Source organism: Angelakisella massiliensis (genome assembly GCF_900104675.1).
Taxonomy (GTDB): domain Bacteria; phylum Bacillota; class Clostridia; order Oscillospirales; family Ruminococcaceae; genus Angelakisella; species Angelakisella massiliensis.
Genome location: NZ_LT629945.1, coordinates 2103966 through 2126090 on the forward strand (window position 1 = coordinate 2103966; position 22125 = coordinate 2126090).

A 22125-nucleotide genomic window follows, 5' to 3' on the forward strand; every position below is an offset into this window, starting at 1 on the left:
AGCATGGCAATTTTACAGGTGAACCCCACCCGGATGGAATTGAGCCGTCTGAAAACACGTCTCAAGACCTCCACCCGCGGCCACAAGCTGCTCAAGGACAAGCGGGACGACCTGATGAAAAAGTTTCTGGAGCTTGTCCGCCGCAACAAGGAGCTGCGGGAGGAAGTGGAGAAAAAGATCATGGGCGTTTACGATGGTTTTGCCATCGCCAGCGCCGTGATGAGCCCGGAAATGCTGGAAGAGGCCCTGATGCTCCCCAAAGAACAGGTGGAGCTGGAAGTGGGCAGTGCCAACATGATGAGCGTGGATGTGCCGGTGTTCAAATTCACCCAGTCCGCCGGTGGGGAAGGGGACATCTATCCCTATGGTTTGGTGTCCACCTCCGGTGAGCTGGATGATTCAGTGGCAGCGCTCAAAGAGGTGCTTCCCGCCCTGCTGGAACTGGCTCAGATGGAAAAGAGCGCACAGCTGCTGGCGGAGGAGATCGAAAAGACCCGCCGCCGTGTAAACGCGCTGGAGTATGTTCAGATTCCATCCCTCCAGGAGACCATCAAGAGCATCACCATGAAGCTGGATGAAAACGAACGTGGTAATCTGGCCCGTTTGATGAAGATCAAGGATATGATGGTGGCTCAGCAGCGCCAGGCTCATGGACAGTGAGTTTTGGACAGTGGATCAAAATTGAATTTTCTGCGAAAGGCGTCTTCTGCTTCAGAGACAGCTTGAGCAGCATAAAGTGCCTGCCGGTTCCAGCAAATGGACGGCAGGCACTTTTGTTATCAATGGAAACCACCGGCTCTGCCGGTGGAGGTACCTCATAAAAAGCGTTAGGTTCAAGTATGGAGTGAAGCGAGCTGCTCACAGAGAGTGATTACCAATAAAAAGCTTTTGTCAGTACAGCGGTTGCCCGTTTACGACCAGCGGAGCAAGTGATGGGGGATCAATAAAATTCAGTGTGTTTTCAAACAGATACCAGTAATGTCCCCCTGCACAGCCAGCCGGAGACAATCGGCTTAATAGAAAATTGTGACATTAAAAAAGCAGGAAACCTGCCGTTGTTTCGGCTCAGTTTCCTGCTTGCTGTGATGCTTTGAATCAGAAATTATTGTTCCAGCTCCAGGGGACGGATTTCATGGTCATACATCCGCTTCATGTAAACGAGGCAAAGTCCGGTAGAGAACAATTCCGCAAAGGGGAAAGCCCACCATACCAGATCCAATCCTCCGATGCGGGAAAGGACAAAGGCGCTGGGGAGCAGTACCAGCAGCTGACGAACCACCGATACCGACAGGCTCAAAAGGCCATGTCCCAGAGACTGACAGACGGAAAGAATGCAAATGCTGAAACCCGCCAGCAAAAAGCTAATGCTGATGATTCTCAGCGCCGGTACACCGATGGAGATCATGGTTTCGGAAGCGTTGAAAATGGACAGCAGCTGTGTGGGAATCAGCCAGAAAGCGGCAACTCCCACCAACATCAGGCAGACAGCAAAACAGACGCTCAGTTTGATGGTGCGTACCATACGGTCGGGGTGACGGGCGCCGTAGTTATAGGAAAGGATGGGCACCATGCCGTTGTTCAGGCCGAATACCGGCATAAAAACAAAGCTCTGAAGCTTGAAATAAACGCCGAATACCGCGGCTGCGGTGGAACTGAAGGAAATGAGGATCTTGTTCATGCCGAAAGTCATCACCGAGCCAATGGAGGACATGATGATAGAGGGGACACCGACAGAGTAGATACGGCGAATGACCCGGCCATCGGGGCGGAAGTCACGGAAGGAAAAGGTGATGTCATGGTTTTTGGTCAGGTTGAAGAACAGGGCCAGGAAGGCGGCGATGATCTGCCCCAGTACGGTAGCTACAGCGGCGCCAGCCACGCCCATTTTGGGGAAGCCGAACAGGCCGAAGATCATGATCGGGTCCAGAATGATGTTGATAATGGCGCCCAGGCCCTGGGTGATCATAGTATAAAAGGTGCGCCCTGTGGCCTGCAGCAGCCGCTCCAGGGTGATCTGGAAGAACATACCAAAAGAAAAGATGCAGCAGATGCGCAGATACGCGATACCGCCGTCCACGATTTCCGGTATATTTGTTTGAGCCAGGAAAAAGGTTTTGGCGCAAAATACTCCCAGTAGCAGGAAGACAAGAGCGCTGCCAAGTGCCAGCAGCAAGCTGTTCATGGCGGTTTTATTAGCCATGTGGAAATTCTTTTCTCCCAGGCTCCGGGACAGCAGGGCGTTGATACCAACGCCGGTACCCACACCCACCGAGATCATCAGATTCTGGGCGGGGAAGGCCAGGGAAACAGCAGTCAGCGCTTCCTCACTGAGGCGGGAAACGAACATACTGTCTACAACATTGTAGAGGGCCTGCACCAGCATGGAGATCATCAGCGGCAGAGACATGGACAGCAGCAGCCGTCCCACAGGCATGACGCCCATTTTGTTTTCAGATGCGGTTTGTGGTTGACTCACGAAGGTTCTCCTTTCTTTCTCCAACAGCAGCAAAGCGACAAAAAAACCGCGAGGACAATCGTACCAGGCGGCTGTTTCTTTCGTCCCTTGCTTCATCACAAGTGACAGAGCGAGAGTTTTATTCAGCTTTCTTCCATCGTACACAGAGGATCGATTTGCAGACGTTTTTCCTCTCAATCAAACGGCACAATCGATATTTTAACCCGCATAAAATATATTGTCAAGGAAAAATCTTCAAGGATCTTTCGAAAAAAGGGCATGAAATAGCAATAATCGCAGGCTTTTTCGGAAGGCCCGGAAAGGAAAAAAGTCGAAAAAAGACGAAAAGAGGGCTTGAAACATTTGTTCGATTATGATAGAATACAGTCAGAACAAATGTTTTTTAAGGAAGGGTGGTTTATTCAATGAAAAAGCTTGCCAAGCTGTTTTGTGATGTGGAGTGGCTGGAACAGATGGAGCACTGGGTTTCCTGCTCCATGGTGCTGTGTATTTCCGCTTTGGCGGTGCTGTCGGGAATGGTGGCAGTTTTGCAATACGGATTGATCTGACAATTTTTTAGTAAAGAACATATGTTTTGCCCTGTGGGAAAAGAACAGGACTTCTTTACAAAAATGTCGAGGGTTATTATAATAAAAGAATAATCTCAGTAATCAAGAGCCCAAAAGCCGGACAAGATAAAAATGGATACTGCCTGTGTCATCAGCAGTTGCCGGCCAGACTTGCGGGGCAGGTTTGACAGTTGGTTTTTCACTTTTGTTCTTTTGGGGGACGGGCCTTATTTTCATAGGAGCAGAGATGCAAGGTCCTTTCCTCAAAAGCAAGGGGAAAAGTCTCCGGGGGAAGGTATCCGTTTCAGGGAAAACCATTCTGTCCGCAGGGAATAGTCTGATTTAATCAGCATCAGGATATTCCAACAGGCCAAAGCTTTCCTTACAAGTTTTGTTTCACCGGCTGGCTCAGGATTTATTTGGGGGCAATGGCTTTTTGGTTACTGATGCCGCCGGCCGGAGGGATAAGGGTCCCAACGGAGGCGCCGATATTTCATGGAAAAGGAGAACTGTTATGCGCCCTGTTATCGGAGTCACCAGCATGGAGATGGCTGTTCCTGATTTTTCCCCGGTTTACAAAACCAATCAGAATTATATTCATGCCATTCGGGAAGCGGGAGGAATACCTGTGATGCTTCCCGCCATTGGAGCGGAATACGCGGCGGAGTATGCGGCGGGTATCGACGGATTGCTGCTGCCTGGCGGGGCGGACGTCAATCCGCTCCTTTATAAGGAGGAGCCTGTCCGCCAGGTGACGGAGATGCACCGGGACAACGATCAGTTTGAATTTGCCCTGATCCGGGAGATGGTTCGTTTGGGCCGCCCCATCCTGGGAGTTTGCCGGGGTCTCCAGGTATTGAACGTCGCCCTGGGGGGAAATCTGTGGCAGGATATCCCCAGCCAGATTGAGGGAAGCATCAGCCATTGCCAGAGCTATGATATTCGCAGTGAGCTGACCCATTGGGTGAATGTGGACCGGGACAGCCTTCTGTTCCAGGTGCTGGGAACTGACCGGTTGGCGGTCAATACCTTCCATCATCAGGCCGCCAGAGTATTGGGCAAGGGTTTGCGGGCCGCAGGCCGGGCCAGCGATGGAGTAGTGGAGGCGCTGGAATCAGAGGATGGAAAACTGCTGGCGGTACAGTGGCATCCTGAATGTCTGTATGATAAATATCCGGTGTTTGAGGAATTGTTCCGGTGGCTGGTACAGAAAGCCGGGCAGGGAAATGACCGCTGAGGAGCTGTCTGCGGCGGTCTGAAACAGAGAAAAGCGAAGAAACACAGTCTCTGAGAGCTGTTTTGGGCTCTTAAGGGGCTGTGTTTTGTGTTTTCACGGTAAAATTTCCAAATATGAAGAAAAAGGTGTTGATTTTTGCGGGAAAAACGATATAATATCCTTGTTTCGTAAATTCAAACAGAAAGTTTACTGACACAAAACAAAGGGGGACGCTGTGGATATCGGGAAAAAGATTCGGGAGCTGCGGATTTCCAACGGCTTGACGCTGGAGGAGCTGGCTTCCCGCAGTGAACTGACCAAGGGCTTTTTATCCCAGCTGGAACGGGATCTTACCAGCCCCAGTATTTCTACCCTGGAGGATATCCTGGAGGCTCTGGGGACCGATCTGTCCTCCTTTTTTCAGACGGAAGAAGAGGAACAGATCGTTTTTTCAGAACAGGATTATTTCGTGGATGAGCGGGAGCCTTATACCATTCAGTGGATCGTGCCCAACGCCCAGAAAAATGATATGGAACCGATTCTCCTGACCCTTCATCCCGGCTGTGAAAGCATGGTGCTGGAAAGCCATGGGGGACAGGAGCTTGGTTATGTGCTTCAGGGAAGCCCTACGCTGGTGCGGGGAAACAAGAAATACCGCCTGAGGCCCAGAGAAACATTTTATCTCAATGGAAGGACCAGCCATTATCTGATCAACACCGGCAGCAGCGACGCGAAGATCCTGTGGGTCACAACGCCGCCTATTTTTTGAGGAGGAGGACGGAAAGATGGAGCCTAAAAAACTGATCCAGTTCCGCAATATCGTCAAGGAGTTTGACGGTCAGATCGTCCTGAAAGGGGTCAATCTGGATATTTGTGAAAATGAGTTTGTCACCCTGCTGGGGCCCAGCGGCTGCGGTAAAACCACGCTGCTGCGGATTCTGGGCGGCTTCCTGGAGGCGACAGAGGGCCAGGTGATCTTTGACGGACAGGATATCGCCGGTGTTCCTCCCTACAAACGGGAGCTGAACACGGTGTTTCAGAAATACGCCCTGTTCCCCCATATGAATGTTTATCAGAATATCGCCTTCGGCCTGAAAATCAAAAAGATGAGCAAGGACGTCATCCAGCAGAAGGTGATGAAGATGCTCAAGCTCATCGGTATGGAGGGGTATGAGGACAAGAACGTCACTCTCCTTTCCGGCGGTCAGCAGCAGCGGGTGGCAATCGCCCGGGCGCTGGTCAATGAGCCCAAGGTGCTGCTGCTGGATGAGCCCCTGGGGGCGCTGGACCTGAAGCTGCGTAAAGAGATGCAGTATGAGCTCAAGCGCATTCAGCAGGAGGTAGGCATCACCTTTGTTTACGTCACCCACGACCAGGAGGAAGCCCTCACCATGTCCGACAAGATCGTGGTGATGAAGGACGGCGAGATCTGTCAGGTGGGCAGCCCGCTGGAGATCTACAACGAACCGGCCAACCGCTATGTGGCCAATTTCATCGGCGAGAGCAACATCCTGCCCGCTGTGATGGTGGAGGATTACAAGGTCCGCTTTGACGACATCACCTTCGACTGTGTGGACCACGGCTTCCGTCCCAATGAAAAGGTGGATGTGGTCATCCGCCCGGAGGATATCGACATTGTGGAACCGGACAAGGGCAAGCTCACCGGTGAGGTCCTCAGTGTGTTGTTCAAAGGGGTCCATTACGAGGTGATCGTGGAGACGGTCCCCGGTACCACTGTCACGGTGAAGATGCACGTCATCGGCAACCGGGACGTCACCTCCCAAAACGGCAAGGAAAAGATCAGCGCCAACGACTTTTATGTGGACATTGAGGACCTGGACCAGCTGGATGAAAAGGAGATCGTCGCCCGGTCCGACGCTCAGGCCTGGAACCCGGAGACAGACGAGTATATCTCCATCAGCCACATCGACTGCAAGCTGGAAAAGAAGCTGGGCAGCTATCCCGTCACCTTCTCCACTTCCTCCGGCACCTCGGTGCAGCGGACCATTTTTGTGGTCAATCAGCCCTTTGTCCGCAATGAGAAAGCCAATGAGGCTGTCATGGCCTTCAACTTCTTCAAGGCGGTGGATGAGATCAAGGAATCAGTGGCCCTGGATACCGACCTGAAGACCTGGGCCAGCGCTCAGGCCTGGAAGCTGACGGATGAGAACGAATCGGTGGATATCTCGGTGGACTACGACTTTGATGACGAAAATATCCAGGAAGGGGTATATAACATCACCTTCTCCACTACAGGCCGGGAGTTCAAAATCCATACCACCGACTATGTGGAGGAAGGCAGGGAAGTGGGGCTGACCTTCTTCCCCGAGGATATTCATGTGATGGAAAAGATGGTGTTCTGAATGAAAAAGTTTTCTCAGCTTGCCATTCCCTATATCGTCTGGGCGGCGCTGATGATCCTGCTGCCTTTGCTGCTCATTATCCTGTACGCCTTTACCAAGCCGGGCAATGAGTTCATCCAGTTTTCCCTGACACTGGAGCATTTCGCCAAGTTTTTCACCGATCCGGACTTTTTGCTGGTGCTGTGGCGTTCGCTGGTCATCGCCTTCAAAACCACCCTTATCTGCGGGGTGCTGGGATATCCGGTGGCCTATTTCATCGCCCGCAGTAACGACCGTGTGCGGAATATCCTGATCCTGGCCATCACCCTGCCTATGTGGATCAATATGCTGGTGCGCACCTACGCCTGGATCGGTCTGCTCTCCGACGGGGGCATTCTCCAGAAGCTGCTGGGTCTGCTTGGTTTCGGGGAACCCAAACTGCTGTACACCGAGGGCGCGGTGCTGTTGGGAATGGTATATAACTTCATCCCCTTTATGATTTTGCAGATCAATACCTCCCTGTGCAAGCTGGACCACTCTCTGCTGGAGGCCAGCGCGGATCTGGGAGCGGACCGGTTCCAGACCTTCTGGCGGGTGGTATTTCCCTTGTCCCTGCCGGGTGTGGTCAGCGGCATTACCCTGGTGTTCCTGCCTGCGGTCAGCTCCTTCTTTATTCCAAAGCTTTTGGGCGGCGGACAATATTTCCTCATCGGCAATGTCATTGAGAATCAGTTCATCACCGTGGGCGAGTGGAACTTCGGCAGCGCCATCTCCCTGATCATGGTGATGGTGATGATGCTCAGTATGTACGCTGTGCGGCGTTTGGACCGCAGCGGCGGCAGAGAGGAGGACCGGCTGTGAAAAAACAAAAAAGACCAATCGGCAAGTTTTTGATGGGCCTGACGCTGCTGTTTTTTTACCTGCCCATTGTGTTCATGATCGTGTTCTCCTTCAATGACAGCAAATCCCTGACCCACTTCAGCGGGTTCAGTACCATGTGGTACACCAAGATGTTCCAGAGCCGGGATATGATGGAATCCCTGTATACCACCATTATCATCGCGGTGCTGGCCACAGCGATCTCCACCTTTGTGGGGACCATCACCGCCATCGGCCTGTCCAAATCCCGGCGGCTGGTGCGGCGCTTGGTGCTGCAGCTGAATGATTTTCCCATTATGAACCCGGAGATCGTCACCGCCATCGGCCTGATGCTCCTGTTTATCACCCTGCGTATTGAACGGGGATTTGTGACGATGCTGCTGGCACATATCGCCTTTTGTATTCCTTATGTGATCCTCAGCGTCATGCCCCGTCTGCGGGCACTGGACCCCAACCTGGCCGACGCCGCCATGGACCTGGGGGCAACCCCCTGGCAGTCGCTGTTTATGGTGCTGGTGCCTCAGCTGATGCCGGGAATCGTTTCGGGGGCGCTGATCGCCTTCACCATGTCCTTTGACGATTTTATTATTTCCTATTTTGTCACCGGCGGCGGCGTCAAGAACCTGAGTATTATGGTGTATACCATGAGCAAGCGGGTCAATCCCAGCATCAACGCCATGTCTACCCTGGTGGTGGTGCTCATTACCCTGGTGCTTGTGGCAATCAATTTAGAACCACTGCTGAGAGCAAGAAGGGAGAAGAAGAAATGAAAAAATTTTGCGCATTGGTGATGGCTCTGGTCCTCACCGTCCTTTCCGCCGGATGCGGAGGCTCCTCCGGGGCGAGCGGTGAAGGAGAATTTGCCGGTCAGACCCTCCGGGTTTACAACTGGGGCGAGTATACCGGTGAGAATCTCATTGCCAACTTTGAAGCCGCCACCGGAGCCCGTGTGGTGATGGATATTTTTGATTCCAATGAGCAGATGTACATCAAAGTGGCCAACGGTGAGGCCTACGATATTCTGGTGCCCAGCGACTATATGATCGAGCGGCTGATTCAGGAGGATATGCTCCAGCCTCTGGACAAATCCAAACTGGACTGCATGGACCTGCTGGTGGATGAAGTCAAGGGCCTGCCCTATGATCCCAATAACGATTATTCCGTTCCTTATTTCTGGGGTACCGTGGGTATCGTTTACGATACCGAGAAGGTGAGCCTGGAGGATCTGGAAGCGGAAGGATTCAATATCTTCCTGAATGAAAAGTATAAGGGAGATATCTATCTTTACGATTCCGAGCGGGATTCCTTCATGATGGCGCTCAAGGCCCTGGGCTGTTCCATGAACACCAGCGATCAGGCGGAGCTGGAGGCGGCTTACAACTGGCTGCTCCAATGCGTCAACACCATGGAGCCGGAGATCGTCACTGATGAGATCATTGACTCCATGGCCCAGGGACGCAAAGCGCTGGGACTAATTTACTCCGGCGACGCCGCTTATATTATGAGCGAGAATCCTCAGATGGGCTTCTTTATGCCGGAAAGCGGCACCAACCTCTGGTCTGACGCCATGGTTATCCCCAAAAACGCCGAGAACCCTGATCTGGCTCACGCCTTTATCAACTATGTCTCCAGCTATGAGGGAGCAATGGACAACTCCAGCTATGTAGGTTACACCTCTCCCAATAAGGAAGTGATGGAGGAACTGTCCGGAGAAGGCGGCGACTATGAGGGCATCAACGCCTACACTCCTCAAAGAGACAATGCCAATGATGAGGTGTTCGCCTATGATGAGGAGACCAGAAAAGTGATCTCCGAGCTTTTCAGCAAGGTAAAGATCGCAGCTTCCAACGCAGGCTGACAGCAGCAGGCAGGATTCTGAAAAACTGTAAAAAATCATCAAAAAAACAGGAGCGCGGCTTTCTCCACCAAGGGAGGCCGTGCTCCTTGCTGTTCAGGGGCAAAGCAGGGGATTTAATGTCAAAAAGGAAAAGTGCTTTCCTGCGTTTTGAAAAAATAAGTGATGTTATGGAGCAAAGCTGGAAGAACCGGGCCGTTCCATCACAAAATTGGTCAGCAGCTGTCCCCGGCGGGCAACCTGCTGCTGCCGCAATACCCGGTAGCCCCGCTTCTCAAAAAAGGGCCGGGCTGTGATGGAGGCGTGAACGGTGATCCGCTGTCCCTGAAAAGGCGCTTCCAGCCGGTCACAAATGGCAGAGGCGATCCCCATTCCCTGGTGGTGGGCGCTGACATACAGGCGGTCCAGATAGCCCTCCCATGTCATGTCTCCAAACCCCACTACAGTCTCTCCCATCAGGGCCACCAGCGTCCGATGTTCCAGAAAGCTGGGATTCCAAAGGGCAGGGTCCGGCGGTGCGGGGGACCAGGCATCCAGCTGAGGCGGACTGTAATCCCGGGCGGCTGCCAGATGCACCGTCTCATGAAAAAGAGAAGCCATGGCAGCACAATATTCCGGTTTGTAGTCCCGGATCAGAATGCCTTTTGGGGGAGGGGAGAGGAGCGGGGCATCCTTGGATAAAGAAAAAAGCAGGTGCTCCATGGGGCCGGCAAAATAAACGGCTGTAAAACGCTTCCTTACCCTCATTCCAAGAGCCTGGGCCACATGGATGGAGGAAAGATTCTCCGGCCGGATAATGGCGCACACCTCCTCGGCGCCAAGAACGGAAAAAGCGTGGCGGATGCATCCACGGGCGGCTTCGGAAGCATATCCCTGCCCCTCAAAAGCGGGATGCACCATCCAGCCAGCCTCCAATACCCGTACACCCTCACAGTCCTGCCAGGTGAGGCCCGCCTGGCCCACAAAAGCGCCGTCTGCTTTGCGCCGGACGGCCCACAGGCCGAAACCGTCCTGCTGATAGCGCTTTTGCTGGCACTCCAGCCATTGGACCGCATCCTCCGGTGAAAAAGAATGCTGATATACAGCAGTGACAGCAGGGCTGCGGAGAGTTTCCTCCAGCACTGGCAGGTCATCGCAGGTCAGTTCCGTCAGCAGCAGGCGGGATGTTTCCAAAATTTGTTTCATTGTCTTTACCTCCCAGGCAGCTTCAAGTTTGCTGGCCATTTGAAATGCTTCCATGAATTGCACACTTTAACAAGGCACATCCGGCTGCAGCCGTTCAGCCAGATTTTCGAGGTTCAAAAACTTTGCCTCTCATTTATAAGGACATTCACCGGCGGTTTGTAAACCAGAAAAAATAAAAAAGTTGAGGGGGCTCTGTCATGTGACAGAGCTCCTGAGCGTATCGAAAAAGTTCGACACGTATCCAGGGGGTATCCAATACCCCCTGGATACGCCGCCTGCTTCCTGATGAAACCAGCGGTGATACCCCCGGTTTCGCGCCCCGATGGGCGCGGATTTATGATGCAAGCCAGGAAAACCAGAGATGCTTCATCACTTCTTTTTGGATGCCATCACTGTCGTTGGAATATGCGGCTTTCAAATCGGGTGTATCTCCTTCATGAACATCATAGACAGCGATGGTTTTGCTGATGGTGCCGTCATGGAAATGCCAGATCGTGCGCTGTTGCGGCCCATGGAGCACGGACAGATAGGTGGACGCACCACCTGTCACGCTTAGTTCCAAAATCTCCGTATAGCTATCCGGGAGAAAAGGATGCAGTGCTGTGAGAGCCTCGGAAGGAGAAATTTCTACAAGATCTGAATCCGATCCCAGCTGTTTCTCCTCTGTCAGAGCGCTTTGCACCTGTGGCATGGAGAGAACCGCCCGATACAAAGCCTTGTCCTCTTCTGTGATCTCCAAGGCCGGCATCTCCTCCAAAATTTCCTCCGCTGTCATATCCATCGGAACAAGGGTGGAACTTCCGTAGTGTGTTTCCATATGTACGATCCAGCTGACCGTTCCAACAATCAGTACCGCGATCAATGACAAAAGCCAAAGTTTTTTGCTCTGTTTCATAGCAACATCCCGTTCTGTCTTAGGTGTAGTACACTATGGTCAGATTACAGCATAAATGCCGGTGCGTCAACAGGAAAGAGGAATCTTATGGGACAAAACGACAAATTTTGTGGTAATTCGGAGGAAAAGATGCTATAATAACCACAGGAAAAGAACAGCGAAAGAGAGGATTTTCTGGCAGCTGTTTTCTGTGAAAGTCAGAAGAAAAGGAAAAATATGCACCGGACCTTTACAGAAATCTTCCCATAGGTTAAAATAGTACACGATCAGAGAAACTTCGGCAGGAAGGCTCTGAAAAGGACGAATATCAGAAAGGAAGCTGAGAACATGGTCCCCAGCTATAAACGGATCGTACTGAAGCTGAGCGGCGAGGCGCTGGCCGGTGCCAACGGCTTCGGCATCGATTACGACACAGTAGTAACCATCTGCAAGAGTATTAAAAAATGCGTCGATCTGGGCGTGGAGGTAGGTATCGTCGTGGGGGGCGGCAACTTCTGGAGAGGCCGCTCCAGCGGACAGATGGACCGCACCCGGGCCGATCATATGGGTATGCTGGCCACCGTCATCAACAGCCTGGCCCTGGCCGACGCCCTGGAAGCACTGGGCGTGACTGTACGGGTACAGACTGCCATCACCATGCAGGCCATCGCGGAACCCTATATCCGCAACCGGGCAGTACGGCACCTGGAGAAGGGCCGTGTGGTCATCTTCGGCTGCGGCACCGGCAACCCCTTTTTCTCCACCGATACCACTGCAGCTCTGAGGGCTGCGGAGGTGGACGCCGATATCATTTTCAAGGCCACCATGGTGGGCGGCGTTTATGACAAGGACCCCAACAAGTACAGCGATGCGGTCAAATATGATGTTCTTTCCTTCAGCGATGTGCTCAACAAGAAGCTGTCGGTGATGGATATGACCGCCGCGTCCCTGTGCCGGGACAACCGGATGCCTATTCTGGTATTCAGTCTCAAAGACCCTGAAAATATTTATCGTGCCGTTTGCGGCGAAACCATCGGCACCATCGTCAAGGAGGTAGAAGCATGATCCCGGAAATTAAAGCCTATGAAGAAAAAATGACCAAAACCATCAATGTTCTCACCAACGAGTATGCTTCCATCCGGGCGGGCCGGGCCAACCCCGCCATCCTGGACCGGATCATGGTGGACTATTACGGCACTCCCACCAGAATCAACCAGCTGGCCTCCATCTCGGTGTCCGAAGCTCGTATTCTGGTGATCCAGCCTTATGACAAGAGCGTTCTCAAAGCCATTGAAAAAGCCATCCAGGCTTCTGACCTGGGTATCAATCCCTCCAAAGACGGCGCTGTGGTTCGGGTGCCCTTTCCGCAGCTGACTGAGGAGCGCAGAAAAGAGCTGTGCAAGTCCATCCGCAAGCAGGGTGAGGATGCCAAAGTGGCCATCCGTTCCATCCGCCGCGACGCCAACGACAAGCTCAAGGCGATGAAGAAAAACAGCGAGATTACCGAGGACGATCAGAAGGCAGCAGAGCAGAAGGTCCAGAAGATGACGGACCGTTTCTGCGAGGAGATCGACAAGATTTCCGCCAACAAGGAAAAGGAGATCATGGAGGTATAAGCCGGTTTCCTTCTGCTTGTCCGCGATAACAACGTATGCATGGCCGGTGGCAGGCCCGGGAGGTCCCTGCCGCCGGCAATTGCTTGTAAAGAGCCAAAAAAGGAGACTGTTTCAGCCATGAACGAGACCGCACCGACACCACCGTCCCGGGAGCTGCTGCCAAGACATATCGGCATTATTATGGACGGCAACGGCCGCTGGGCCGCCAAAAGGGGACTGCCCCGGAATATGGGACATCAGGAGGGCGCGAAAACCTTCGGCAAGATCATACGCTATGCCCGGACATTGGGGATCGGGGCAGTGACGGCGTATGCCTTTTCCACCGAGAACTGGAAACGCCCAAAAGATGAGGTGGATGCGCTGATGTCGCTGCTGCGCCGGTACTTAGGCGAGCTTGAGCAGCATAAGGATGAAAACGCGAGGCTTTGTATTCTGGGGGACCGTAGTCCGCTGTCGGAAGAACTGCGCCGGGCGATTGAACGGGCGGAAGAAGGAAGCAGGAACAACACCGGTATTACGGTGAATATAGCGCTCAACTACGGGGGCAGGGACGAGATTGTTCATGGCGCCCGAAAGCTGGCGGAGGCCTGTGTCCGGGGAGAACTGCGCCCGGAAGAGATCGATGAGGGACACTTTTCCGCTGCTTTATACACAGCGGGACAGCCGGACCCGGATGTGATCATCCGCCCCAGCGGAGAAATGCGTTTGTCCAACTTTATGTTGTGGCAGTCTGCTTATGCGGAGCTTGTTTTCATGCATGTGCTGTGGCCGGATTTCACCCCGGAGCACCTGAACTGGGCTTTGTGGGAATACACAGGCAGAAACAGACGATTTGGAGGGGTTTGAACCATGAAGCAACGAGTGACGACAGCTGTCATCGGTCTTTTGGTACTGGCGGTGGTGCTGTGCTTTTTTGATACGCTGCTGGTCAATCTTCTGGCATCCCTGATCTGTGGTCTTGCGGTGATGGAGCTGTTCCATGCCGCCAACATGACACGATACAGGACACTGACAGCGGTGAGTATCGCTTTCAGCGCGTTTCTCATTTTTGTCAACGCCGGTCCTTTACTGGAACTGTTTGCCCCTTGCTGCTGTGTGTATGCCATCTTCTGCTTTTGCTATCTGCTGGCTCATCACGACCGGATGGATACCAGAGATCTTTCCTACTGTCTGATGATGACGCTGCTGGTGACAGTGTCCTTCTATTGTCTGGTGAGCATTCGGGACCGTTCTACCGCTCAGCTGGGTGTATTCTATCTGGTGATGGCATTTGGTTCTGCCTGGTGGAGTGACGCGGGCGGATACTTTGTGGGCACTTTTTTAGGCAAGCACAAATTATGTCCCCACATCAGCCCCAAAAAGACGGTGGAGGGCCTGGTGGGCGGTGTGATCAATGCTGTGCTGGGCAATCTGCTGGTGGCGTTTCTGTTCCAGGAAATCTCCTCCGCGCTGATACCTCTGGGATACTTTGACCATTTGGTTGAGGTGCATCTGGTGCGGATTCTGCTGGTCACCCCTGTTTTGTCTTTGCTGGGTGTGCTGGGAGATTTGTCGGCATCGGTCATCAAGCGGCAGAACGGCATCAAGGATTTCGGCAATATCATGCCGGGCCACGGAGGGATCATGGACCGCTTTGACAGCGTGCTGTTTATTTCTCCGGTCATGTTTTTAATTTTTAAGTTCTTCCCTCTGATTTCGGTCATATAAATTTCATATCTCCCGTGTATAATAGGAACTGCTCCCGTCGGGCGGGCGGCTCCCTAGAAAGGGAACGACAGGCAAGGCGGGGGCAATACCTCGCCTTCTCTGCGGCGGGAAAGATCCTGATAACAAATGGAGTGTGATCCTTTGCTCACCTTTCTTTTAACTTTATTGACTTTTGGTGTGATCATTACCCTGCATGAGTGCGGACACTTTATTTTCGCCAAGCTCTTTGGCGTACGGGTCAATGAATTCTCCTTCGGAATGGGCCCCCGTCTGGTAGGCTGGCAGGGTAAGGAAACGGAGTATTCCATTCGTCTGCTTCCCATCGGCGGCTATGTGGCCATGGAAGGGGAGGACGGCATGGAGGATGAAGAGGGCAGACCGATTCCTTCCGATGGCCGTGCCTTCTGTGAAAAGCCTGCCTGGCAGCGGTTTATCATCCTCTTTGCGGGAGCGGCCATGAACATTGTGCTGGGCTTTTTCATTTTGCTGGCGCTGGCCAGTCAGATGGATCTGCTGGGCACCAATGTGGTGGCCAAGGTGGAGGAGGGGACCGCTGTGTCGGAGTACCTCCAGCCCTTTGACCGGATTGTCAAGGTCAACGGTTATTCCACCCCCAATTATAATGATGTGGTTTTCCAGATGATCCGGGACCAGGATGGTGTGATGGATCTGGAAGTGATCCGCTATGGGGACGCTGAGGGTCTCCAGCAAAAGAGCGGACAGCGGGTGGGACTGTCTCAGGTTCCTTTTACCATGGAAAATGAGACCATTCAACTGGATTTTGTCTTTTACGGGGAAGAGAATAATCCTCTGCGCACGGTCTCTTATGCCGCTGGATGGACTTCTTCGGTGGTCAAACAGGTGTGGTATTCCCTGATGGATATTCTCACCGGACGCTTTGGCCTCAAGGATCTGTCCGGCCCTGTGGGAACAGCGGCGGTTATTGGGGAGGCTTCCTCCCAGGGATTGCAGACCCTGCTTTTGATGGTGGCCTTTATCACCATCAACATCGGTGTTTTCAACCTTCTGCCTATCCCGGCCCTGGATGGTGGACGGCTCTTTTTCCTGCTCATCGAGATCATCCGCCGCAAGCCTATTCCAGCCCGGTATGAGGCCTATGTCCATGGCGCTGGTCTGGTATTGCTGCTGGGGCTGATTGCAGTGGTCACATTCAACGACATCGCGAAACTGATAACAGGAGGCATTTGAGGGCTATGGAATGGAAAAATACCAGGAAGCTGAAAATTGGAAATCTGTTTGTAGGCGGGGACGCTCCCGTTTCGGTCCAGTCCATGCTCAACGCCCATCCGGAGGATATAGAGGGAAATGTCCGCCAGACAAAACAGCTGTATGAGGCGGGCTGCGACATCATCCGTGTGGCTATTCCGGGTATCCATGATGTGGGTCTGATTCCCGCCATCAAAGAGGCTTCTCCCATGCCGGTGGTGGCGGATATCCAGTATAATTACCGCCTGGCTATCGAATCCGCCTACGCCGGAGCCGATAAAGTGCGGATCAATCCCGGCAATATTGGTGACGCCGACCGGGTGAAAGCGGTGGTGGATGCCTGCCGGGCAAATGGCGTGCCGATCCGTATCGGGGTCAATTCCGGCTCTCTGGAAAAGGAAATCCTGGCGAAATATCAGCGCCCCACCGCTCAGGCACTGGTGGAGAGCGCTATGCTCAATATTGCCCTGCTGGAAAAATATGATTTCTATGATTATCTGGTGGCCATCAAATCCTCCGATGTCTATGAGACCATCCAGGCTTACCGGATGATTTCAGAGCTTCGGGATTGCCCCCTCCATCTGGGGGTGACCGAAGCGGGAACCGAGCGGATGGGACTGATCAAGTCCGCCGCCGCTATGGGCTCGCTGCTGTGCGACGGCATCGGGGATACCATCCGGGTTTCCCTGACAGCGGACCCGGTGCGGGAGGTGGCTGCCGGAAGGGATATTCTCCGGAGCCTGGGGTTGGATCGCAGCGGCCCCCGTTTTGTTTCCTGTCCCACCTGCGGCCGGTGCAAGATCGACCTGGTTTCTATTGCCACTCAGGTGGAGGAAGCCCTCAAAGACTGCACCAAGGATATCAAGGTGGCGGTGATGGGCTGTATCGTCAACGGTCCCGGAGAAGCCAAGGATGCTGATATTGGTGTTGCGGGGGGCTATCCCGAATGTACCCTGTTCCGCAAGGGTCAGGTGATCCGCCGGGTTCCCGCGGAACATCTGGTGGAAGCGCTGCTCCAGGAGGTAGAGCAGCTGTAACGGTCAAGGAAAGTGTGAGGAACGCGTGAAGTGTTTTGAGGAGATCTTTTCCCGGTATCTGGAGGGGGAAAAGCTGCCGGTACTGGGACAAGCACCGGTGGCGGAGCTTTCTCTTTCAGCGGCCAGGGATAAGATGATGGCTCGGCTGGAGCCGGAGGGGATCATCCCCAAAGAGGAGATTTACCGGGCTGAGGACCGTCTGAGGCGGTCCCTGGGGCTGCGGGATTTTGTCATCCAGGCCCGTTTTGATTCCCAGCTGCTGGATGGCAGCTACCTGCCCAACATCACAACGGAATTGATCGAGGAGGGGGAGCCGATCAACGGCTTTTTCTCCGGCGCGCAGGCTGTCTGGAAGGACGGCCTTTTTTCCATTGAGCTGCGCAACGGCGGGGCAGCCTTTTTATTGGAACAGCAGGTGGATCAGAAGATCTCCACCATTATCGCCAGGGACTTTGGTGTTCATGCCAAGGTGGAGTTCACCGGCGTCACCCAGCTGGATGCCCCGCAGCCTGTTTCAGAAAACCGCGCTGCTCCGTCTCCGGCGGCTGCTCGTCCTGCCTCCGCCCCCAAACGGACAGGGGAGAGCGCTCAGCCCCGTCCCAGAAAGAGCCGCGGCAATCGCTTTGAGGGCTTTCCCTTTGTGGAGGGCTCCGCTGTGGCAGTTACAGGCCGGGAGATCCGGGACAACCCCATTGCGCTTAAGGAAGTCAATGCCGAAAGCGGACGGGTCACCGTCTGGGGAGATATTTTTGATGTGGCATCCCGGGAGAATCGGGATGGTACCAAGATCATTATGACGGTGAGCATCACCGACTACACCAGCTCCATCAATCTGAAAATTTTTGAGGATAAGGAGAAGGCCAAAGCGCTGGAGCCTTTGAAGGTGGGCGCCACTGTGGTGGTCTATGGCGAAGCCGGCTACGACAAATATGACCGGGACGTGACCATCAAGCCCATGGCCATCACCAGCGTCAAGAAAAAGCAGGTGACCGACGACGAACCGGACAAACGGGTGGAGCTCCACTGCCATACCACCATGTCCATGATGGATGGCGTCACACCGGCGGCTCAGCTGGTGGCCCGGGCGGCCCAGTGGGGCCACAGCGCCATCGCCATCACCGACCATGGGGTGGTCCAGGCGTTTCCTGAGGCCATGGGAGCGGAAGCAAAGGCCCGGAAATCCAATCCAGATTTCAAGGTGATCTATGGAGTGGAAGGGTATTTTGTCAACGACATGATCCCCGTGGTCACCGGCAGCTGCAAGGAGCCTCTGGATGGGGAATACATCGTCTTTGACCTGGAGACCACCGGCCTTTCCGCCGCTACTGAGCGGATCACCGAGATCGGCGCGGTGCGGATGCGGGGTTATCAGGTGCTGGATCGCTTCGATCTCTTTGTGGACCCGGAAAAATCCATCCCCCCGGAGATTGTAAAGCTCACCAGTATTACAGATGAAATGGTGGCAGGCGCCCCCAAGGAAAAGGAAGCGCTGGAGCGGTTTTTCGACTTCTGCGGCGACTGCTCTGTGCTGGTGGCCCATAACGCCTCCTTTGACATGGGATTTTTGCGGGCGGCTATGAGCCGCTGCGGCATTCAGCGCCCCCTGGCCAGTGTGGATACCCTGATTTTGGCCCGTGGATTGTATCCGGAGCTGAAAAAGCACAAGCTGAACATTCTGGCGGATCATCTGGGAGTGGATCAGCAGCACCACCACCGGGCGGACGACGATGCCCGGGTGCTGGCGGAAATTTTCATCAAGATGCTCCAGAAAGCGGCGGAGGAGAAGCAGATCACCCAGGTATGGGATCTCAACAGCGCCCTGAACACCGAGGGAGGCTACAAAGGAAAGAGCTATCACATCATCTTGCTGGCCAAAAACTCGGTGGGACTGAAAAACCTGTATAAGTTGGTTTCCTTCGGCCACCTGGACTACTATTATAAAAAGCCCCGTATCCCCAAGAGCGTGCTGGAAAAGCACCGGGAGGGAATCATTGTGGGTTCCGCCTGTGAGGCAGGGGAACTGTTCTCCGCCATTGTGGAGGGGAAGAGCTGGGACGAACTGCAGCAGATCGCTTCCTTCTATGATTACCTGGAGGTGCAGCCTCTGGGCAATAACGCCTATATGCTTCGGGAAGGGATGGTCAGCAGCGAGGAGGACCTGCGGGAGTTCAACCGCACTATCATTCGCCTGGGTAAGGCCCTGGATAAGCCGGTGGTAGCCACAGGAGACGTCCACTTTATTGATGAGCAGGACAGCAAGTTCCGGGAGATCCTCATGGCCTCCCAGGGCTTCAAGGATGCCGGCCAGCAGGCGCCCCTCTATTTCCGCACCACCCGGCAGATGCTGGATGAGTTCAGCTATCTGGACGAGGAGACCGCCCGCAAGCTGGTTATTGACAATCCCAACCGTATCGCTGATATGTGTGACCGTCTCAAACCCATTCCCGATGGTACATATACCCCCACCATCGAGGGAGCCGAGGAGGACCTGATCCGCATCACCCATGAGCGAGCGGAGGAGATTTACGGCAAGCCCCTGCCTGAAATCGTGGAAAAACGGCTGGACCGGGAGCTGAGCTCCATCACCAAGCATGGTTTCTCGGTGCTGTACATGATCGCCCAGAAGCTGGTGAAGGAATCGGTGGATAACGGCTATTCTGTCGGTTCCCGTGGTTCGGTAGGCTCCTCCTTTGTGGCTATCATGGCGGGAATCTCCGAGGTAAACCCGCTGTCTCCCCACTATGTCTGCCCCAAGTGCAAGCACAGCGAATTTATTACCGATGGTTCGGTGGGCTCCGGCTTCGATCTGCCTCCCAAAAACTGCCCGGAGTGCGGTACCCTGATGAATCAGGACGGACATGAGATTCCCTTTGAAACCTTCCTGGGCTTCGACGGCGACAAGGCCCCTGATATCGACCTGAACTTCTCCGGCGAATATCAGTCCCGGTCCCACGCCTTCACCGAAAAGCTGTTCGGCCAGTCCCATGTGTTCAAGGCCGGCACCATCTCCACCGTGGCGGAAAAGACCGCTTACGGCTATGTGAAGCATTACCTGGACGAGAGGGGGCTGACGGTCACCAACGCCGAAGAGAACCGGCTGGTGAAGGGATGCACCGGCATCAAGCGCACCACCGGCCAGCATCCCGGCGGCATGGTGGTTGTGCCCAGCAACTATGAAATTTACGATTTCTGCCCGGTGCAGCACCCGGCGGACGATCCCAACTCCACCACCGTCACCACCCACTTCGACTTCCATTCTCTCCATGACACCATCCTCAAGCTGGACGAGCTGGGACACGATGCTCCCACCCTGTTCAAATATATGGAGGACTACACCGGCGTGAAGCTGACGGATATTCCCATGAGTGATGATAAGGTATACAGTCTGTTCACCTCCTCTGAGGCTTTGGGGGTGGATCTGAGTGATATCCGCTGCGAAACGGGCAGTCTGGCCTTGCCGGAGATGGGTACTCCCTTCGTCCGGGGAATGCTGGTGGAATCCAAGCCCAAGAAGTTTGCCGATCTGCTCCAGATTTCCGGCCTGTCCCACGGCACCGATGTTTGGCTGGGCAACGCCAAGGATCTGATTGCCGATGGCACCTGCACCATTTCCAATGTGATCGGCACCCGTGACAGCATCATGACCACCCTGCTCCACTACGGCCTGGAGCCTAAAACCGCCTTCAAGATCATGGAGATCACCCGTAAAGGCAAAGCTCCCACCCTCCTCACCGAGGAGATGAAACAGGATATGCGGGACCATGGGGTGCCGGAGTGGTATATCGACAGCTGCCTGAAGATCAAGTATATGTTCCCCAAGGCCCACGCCGCCGCCTATGTCATTTCCGCCATCCGCCTGGGGTGGTACAAGGTCTATTATCCCAAGGAGTTTTACGCGGTGATTTTCTCCATCCGCGGAGAGGACTTTGACGCAAACGCTGCCATCAAGGGGCCGGAATTTGTAAAAAGCTGCATCGACAACCTCTACGCCAAGGGCAATGACCGGACGGCCAAGGAGGACGGTCAACTGGAAATGTTCCAGATCACCTATGAGATGTTAAAGCGGGGCATCCAGCTGCTGCCGGTGGATCTGTACCGTTCCGACGCCCGGCTCTACCGCATTGAGGACGGGAAGATCCGGCTGCCTTTCTCCAGCCTCAAGGGCCTGGGATTGGCCGCCGCCGTCAGCCTGCAAAAAGCGGGGGAGCAGGGGCCCTATCTGTCCATCGATGAGGTTTCCACCCGTTCCGGCGCCTCCAAGTCGGTCATTGAATTGCTGCGGGAGCACGGCACTCTGGCTGGACTGCCGGAAAGCAGCCAGATGACGCTGTTCTGAGAGGGCACAGGCCCAACACCAGCCCGATAAGGTCGGGAGAAATCATAAAACGCTGACCAGCCGGAAAAAATTCAAAAAAGTCTTGACAGGGAAGAGAAGTTCTGATATTCTATTTTAGAAAACAAAGCAGAACAGCTTCAGTCGTTCTCACCTGCCGGTCTTTTTATCAGGCATGGTCAATACTACAAGTGCAGCAGGCTCCGGTAAAAAGCCTGTGGTTTGTAATGTTGAGCGCGGACGGTGAAGATCGTCCGCGCTTTGTAGTTTATTTGTAAATTGGAGGTGCTTTGCCATTAGCAACAAGGAACTGCAGATCAACGAGGAGATCCGGGATAAAGAGGTGCGGGTCATCGGCTCTGACGGCGCTCAGCTGGGTATTCTGTCCCTGCGGGCGGCGCTGGATCTGGCCGCAGAAAAAGATCTGGATCTTGTAAAGATCGCTCCTCAGGCCACACCGCCTGTCTGCCGGATCATGGATTACGGCAAGTATCGTTTCGAGCAGGCGAAAAAGGAAAAGGAAGCCAAGAAAAATCAGAAGGTCATCGACGTCAAGGAAGTGCGTCTCTCCCTGAACATCGATACCCACGATTTTGAGACCAAGGTTGGTCACGCCAAGAGATTCCTGACCGGTGGCGACAGAGTGAAGGTATCCATCCGCTTCCGCGGCAGAGAGATGGCTCATGCCAATCTGGGCGGCGACATCATGCAGAAGTTTGCCGACGCCTGCGCCGAGTGGGGCACAGTGGAAAAGATGCCCAAGCTGGAAGGTCGCAGCATGATCATGTTCCTGTCGGCAAAGACCGCTAAGTAACAATTTGGGAGGAAAA

Annotated in this window: 18 protein-coding genes and 1 pseudogene; 16 read left to right on the forward strand and 3 right to left on the reverse strand. The window is 54.0% G+C overall.

All coding sequences use genetic code 11. From position 1 onward, the window contains the following. Positions 1–3 precede the first annotated feature (3 nt). The gene (locus tag BQ5383_RS15330) at positions 4–660 is read left to right on the forward strand and encodes a V-type ATP synthase subunit D (RefSeq protein WP_071433405.1); all 657 of its coding nucleotides are present in this window, start codon (positions 4–6) and stop codon (positions 658–660) included. Positions 661–1102: 442 nt separating this feature from the next. Here the strand turns inward: BQ5383_RS15330 and BQ5383_RS15335 are convergent, their stop codons facing one another. Beyond that, entirely contained in the window at positions 1103–2443 is a 1341-nt protein-coding gene (locus BQ5383_RS15335) for an MATE family efflux transporter (protein WP_071435167.1), read from the reverse strand. 437 nt (positions 2444–2880) lie between these two features. On the opposite strand from BQ5383_RS15335, the gene BQ5383_RS21200 reads away from it, so the two are divergent. From BQ5383_RS21200 to BQ5383_RS21210, 7 genes and pseudogenes are all read left to right on the forward strand, one after another. Continuing rightward, positions 2881–3024, forward strand: coding sequence for a hypothetical protein (locus BQ5383_RS21200; protein WP_172724645.1), 144 nt, complete (start codon positions 2881–2883; stop codon positions 3022–3024). Between the two features lie 514 nt (positions 3025–3538). After that, positions 3539–4261 carry a gamma-glutamyl-gamma-aminobutyrate hydrolase family protein gene (locus tag BQ5383_RS15340; protein WP_071433408.1) on the forward strand — a complete coding sequence of 241 codons (723 nt, stop codon included), beginning with the start codon at positions 3539–3541 and terminating at the stop codon, positions 4259–4261. Positions 4262–4475: 214 nt separating this feature from the next. Beyond that, complete coding sequence (locus BQ5383_RS15345; RefSeq protein WP_071433410.1) at positions 4476–5009, forward strand: helix-turn-helix domain-containing protein; 534 nt, start codon at positions 4476–4478, stop codon at positions 5007–5009. Between the two features lie 16 nt (positions 5010–5025). Further along, positions 5026–6030, forward strand: a pseudogene (locus tag BQ5383_RS21645) (ABC transporter ATP-binding protein); the annotation flags it as partial. A gap of 573 nt (positions 6031–6603) precedes the next feature. Continuing rightward, entirely contained in the window at positions 6604–7443 is an 840-nt protein-coding gene (locus BQ5383_RS15355) for an ABC transporter permease (protein WP_071433414.1), read from the forward strand. Beyond that, positions 7440–8231, forward strand: coding sequence for an ABC transporter permease (locus tag BQ5383_RS21205; RefSeq protein ID WP_071433416.1), 792 nt, complete (start codon positions 7440–7442; stop codon positions 8229–8231). Before BQ5383_RS15355 ends, BQ5383_RS21205 begins: the two co-directional genes overlap by 4 nt. Then, positions 8228–9319 (forward strand): ABC transporter substrate-binding protein, encoded by a 1092-nt coding sequence (locus BQ5383_RS21210; protein WP_071433418.1) that lies wholly within the window; start codon positions 8228–8230, stop codon positions 9317–9319. Before BQ5383_RS21205 ends, BQ5383_RS21210 begins: the two co-directional genes overlap by 4 nt. Before the next feature lie 165 nt (positions 9320–9484). Here BQ5383_RS21210 and BQ5383_RS21930 read toward each other — a convergent pair whose 3' ends face one another. Together BQ5383_RS21930 and BQ5383_RS15375 are read right to left on the reverse strand one after the other, a co-directional pair. After that, positions 9485–10501 (reverse strand): GNAT family N-acetyltransferase, encoded by a 1017-nt coding sequence (locus BQ5383_RS21930; protein ID WP_338061422.1) that lies wholly within the window; start codon positions 10499–10501, stop codon positions 9485–9487. Positions 10502–10835: 334 nt separating this feature from the next. Next, positions 10836–11396, reverse strand: a complete 561-nt coding sequence (locus BQ5383_RS15375) for a hypothetical protein (RefSeq protein ID WP_071433420.1) — start codon at positions 11394–11396, stop codon at positions 10836–10838. Between the two features lie 327 nt (positions 11397–11723). Here BQ5383_RS15375 and pyrH point away from each other — a divergent pair, with 327 nt between their 5' ends. From pyrH to infC, 8 genes are all read left to right on the forward strand, one after another. After that, complete coding sequence (gene pyrH, locus BQ5383_RS15380) at positions 11724–12440, forward strand: UMP kinase (RefSeq protein WP_071433422.1); 717 nt, start codon at positions 11724–11726, stop codon at positions 12438–12440. After that, complete coding sequence (frr, locus tag BQ5383_RS15385) at positions 12437–12991, forward strand: ribosome recycling factor (RefSeq protein WP_071433424.1); 555 nt, start codon at positions 12437–12439, stop codon at positions 12989–12991. The genes pyrH and frr overlap by 4 nt, the downstream gene beginning before the upstream one ends. A 117-nt stretch (positions 12992–13108) precedes the next feature. Continuing rightward, positions 13109–13837: an isoprenyl transferase gene (locus BQ5383_RS15390; RefSeq protein WP_071433426.1), complete on the forward strand. Its 729-nt coding sequence runs from the start codon at positions 13109–13111 to the stop codon at positions 13835–13837. A 3-nt stretch (positions 13838–13840) separates the two neighbouring features. After that, entirely contained in the window at positions 13841–14698 is an 858-nt protein-coding gene (locus tag BQ5383_RS15395) for a phosphatidate cytidylyltransferase (RefSeq protein ID WP_071433428.1), read from the forward strand. Positions 14699–14839: 141 nt separating this feature from the next. Continuing rightward, entirely contained in the window at positions 14840–15907 is a 1068-nt protein-coding gene (locus BQ5383_RS15400; RefSeq protein ID WP_172724646.1) for a M50 family metallopeptidase, read from the forward strand. A 5-nt stretch (positions 15908–15912) separates the two neighbouring features. Further along, positions 15913–16962, forward strand: coding sequence for a flavodoxin-dependent (E)-4-hydroxy-3-methylbut-2-enyl-diphosphate synthase (gene ispG / locus BQ5383_RS15405; protein WP_071433432.1), 1050 nt, complete (start codon positions 15913–15915; stop codon positions 16960–16962). Between the two features lie 25 nt (positions 16963–16987). Continuing rightward, the gene (locus tag BQ5383_RS15410) at positions 16988–21298 is read left to right on the forward strand and encodes a PolC-type DNA polymerase III (protein ID WP_071433434.1); all 4311 of its coding nucleotides are present in this window, start codon (positions 16988–16990) and stop codon (positions 21296–21298) included. A 292-nt stretch (positions 21299–21590) separates the two neighbouring features. Then, positions 21591–22109, forward strand: a complete 519-nt coding sequence (infC, locus tag BQ5383_RS15415) for a translation initiation factor IF-3 (protein WP_071433436.1) — start codon at positions 21591–21593, stop codon at positions 22107–22109. Positions 22110–22125 lie beyond the last annotated feature (16 nt).

Bases quoted from the DNA above. Each gene is read 5' to 3' on its own strand.
- BQ5383_RS15330 (WP_071433405.1), top strand. From the start codon at position 4: ATGGCAATTTTACAGGTGAACCCCACCCGGATGGAATTGAGCCGTCTG.
- BQ5383_RS15335 (WP_071435167.1), bottom strand. From the start codon at position 2,443: ATGGGCGTCATGCCTGTGGGACGGCTGCTGCTGTCCATGTCTCTGCCG.
- BQ5383_RS21200 (WP_172724645.1), top strand. From the start codon at position 2,881: ATGAAAAAGCTTGCCAAGCTGTTTTGTGATGTGGAGTGGCTGGAACAG.
- BQ5383_RS15340 (WP_071433408.1), top strand. From the start codon at position 3,539: ATGCGCCCTGTTATCGGAGTCACCAGCATGGAGATGGCTGTTCCTGAT.
- BQ5383_RS15355 (WP_071433414.1), top strand. From the start codon at position 6,604: ATGAAAAAGTTTTCTCAGCTTGCCATTCCCTATATCGTCTGGGCGGCG.
- BQ5383_RS21210 (WP_071433418.1), top strand. From the start codon at position 8,228: ATGAAAAAATTTTGCGCATTGGTGATGGCTCTGGTCCTCACCGTCCTT.
- BQ5383_RS21930 (WP_338061422.1), bottom strand. From the start codon at position 10,501: ATGAAACAAATTTTGGAAACATCCCGCCTGCTGCTGACGGAACTGACC.
- BQ5383_RS15375 (WP_071433420.1), bottom strand. From the start codon at position 11,396: ATGAAACAGAGCAAAAAACTTTGGCTTTTGTCATTGATCGCGGTACTG.
- pyrH (WP_071433422.1), top strand. From the start codon at position 11,724: ATGGTCCCCAGCTATAAACGGATCGTACTGAAGCTGAGCGGCGAGGCG.
- frr (WP_071433424.1), top strand. From the start codon at position 12,437: ATGATCCCGGAAATTAAAGCCTATGAAGAAAAAATGACCAAAACCATC.
- BQ5383_RS15390 (WP_071433426.1), top strand. From the start codon at position 13,109: ATGAACGAGACCGCACCGACACCACCGTCCCGGGAGCTGCTGCCAAGA.
- BQ5383_RS15395 (WP_071433428.1), top strand. From the start codon at position 13,841: ATGAAGCAACGAGTGACGACAGCTGTCATCGGTCTTTTGGTACTGGCG.
- ispG (WP_071433432.1), top strand. From the start codon at position 15,913: ATGGAATGGAAAAATACCAGGAAGCTGAAAATTGGAAATCTGTTTGTA.